Here is a 1657-nt window from a genome sequence, read left to right on the forward strand (position 1 = left end):
TCTCACCACTGAAGGCCTCGAGAACGGAACTGATTGGGACGGCGGGAAACCCTGCCGTCCCGTTCCCGTTCCCCCACAGCAGTGTGGCTAATTCAGCGGGGTGGCCCCGGCAATGGCGCCCGGCTCGGCAGCCGTGACGATGGCGTTGGCCTCCGGCGAGGAAGACTTGGTTGCCAGCACCCTGACCACGGCCTGGAGCTCCTGCCGCAGCACGTCGGGGTCAATGGGCGTGGCGGMGAGCACGGAACGTTCCATGTCGGCGGCCGCGGCAACCGCCTCGCGCCCCTGGTCAGTCAGCGACACCACATGGCTGCGCCGGTCGGAGGTGCTGCGGTGCCGCGAAATGTGGCCGTGCGCTTCCAGCCGGCTCAGTGTCTTGCCCATTGTCTGGGCCTGGACCCGGACGAGCTGGGCCAATTGGGCTTGCGTCATCGGCCCATTCGCCGAGAGCACCTCCATGGCGATCACCCCGGCATGGGTCAGGCCAATGGCCCCCAATTTTTCGTTCCAGGAGTGTTCTACAAGACGTGCTGCCGTGGACAATAGGCGGCCCGTGGGCCAGCGATCCATATCAGGCATACCCAAGAGTATAGCCAGCAGCGGATTCGTCCGGCGCCGATCGCGTCACTACGCTGGATTATCACCCCGCTTCATGACCAACCTCACCAAGGAGACACCCGTGTCCGAGCGACTCACCGCCGGTGCCACAGCACCGGATTTCACCCTCAAGAACGCCGAAGGACAGGACGTCAGCCTGCGTGATTTCCGGGGCAGGAAGACCGTGCTCTACTTCTACCCGGCAGCCGCCACGCCGGGATGCACCAAGGAGGCCTGCGATTTCCGGGATTCCCTCGGCGCGCTTCAGGCCGCCGGTTATGACGTCGTGGGCGTCTCCCCCGACCCCGTCGGGAAGCTTGCCGCGTTCGCGGCCGCCGAAGGGCTGAACTTCCCGCTGCTCTCTGACGAAGACCACTCCGTCGCCGAGGCCTACGCGGCCTGGGGCGAAAAGAAAAACTACGGCAAGACCTACCAGGGCCTGATCCGCTCGACCATCGTCGTCGACGCCGACGGCCGGGTTGCCGTCGCACAGTACAACGTCCGGGCCACCGGGCATGTCGCCAAACTTCGCCGGGACCTGAACCTCGACGCCTAGTCCCCGGTCTCCGGTCCGTCCGCCCGCGGCAGCCGTTGCAACCAGCAAACCGGCAATAGGTACAATAGAGCCTGGCGCCCGCCTCCGGGGTTCTTCCCCGGGACGACGGCGCCGCGCGCGAGTGGTGAAATTGGCAGACACGCAGGATTTAGGTTCCTGTGCCTTCGGGCGTGGGGGTTCAAGTCCCCCCTTGCGCACAGAGAGAACCCCGGTCTTCGGACCGGGGTTCTTGTGGTTTCCGGCGCTGTTCCGGGATTTTTCAGGAGTTTTGACGCCGCCAAAAAGAATTTCACATCCGCACCCATCCGTTTCCTCCGAGCGGCCGAATACCCATTGAGACACCAACCAAGGGTCGGTGCCCAACAGTCGGGAAAGGGCCGCAGCGGCAAAAATTCGCCGCCGGCAAACATCGGCACAACAAAGGAGAAACCGAAATGCAGAACATCAAGCGCACCACGTTCGCCGTTGCAGGTATCGCAGCTGCCGCCATGCTCAGCCTCACTG

General features: G+C 64.4%; 2 protein-coding genes and 1 tRNA gene. 2 read left to right on the forward strand and 1 reads right to left on the reverse strand.

Going from position 1 to position 1657, the window contains the following annotated elements:
* Positions 1-87 precede the first annotated feature (87 nt).
* On the reverse strand, positions 88-570 hold the full coding sequence (locus AC1D1S_RS21030; protein ID WP_476995435.1) for a MarR family winged helix-turn-helix transcriptional regulator: 483 nt from the start codon (positions 568-570) through the stop codon (positions 88-90).
* A gap of 109 nt (positions 571-679) precedes the next feature.
* Between AC1D1S_RS21030 and bcp the strand changes: the two genes are divergently transcribed.
* Complete coding sequence (gene bcp, locus AC1D1S_RS21035; RefSeq protein WP_476944095.1) at positions 680-1153, forward strand: thioredoxin-dependent thiol peroxidase; 474 nt, start codon at positions 680-682, stop codon at positions 1151-1153.
* A gap of 115 nt (positions 1154-1268) precedes the next feature.
* Positions 1269-1350 (forward strand) — tRNA-Leu (locus AC1D1S_RS21040).
* Positions 1351-1657: the final 307 nt, after the last annotated feature.

The organism is Arthrobacter sp. P1_A5, assembly GCF_056406825.1.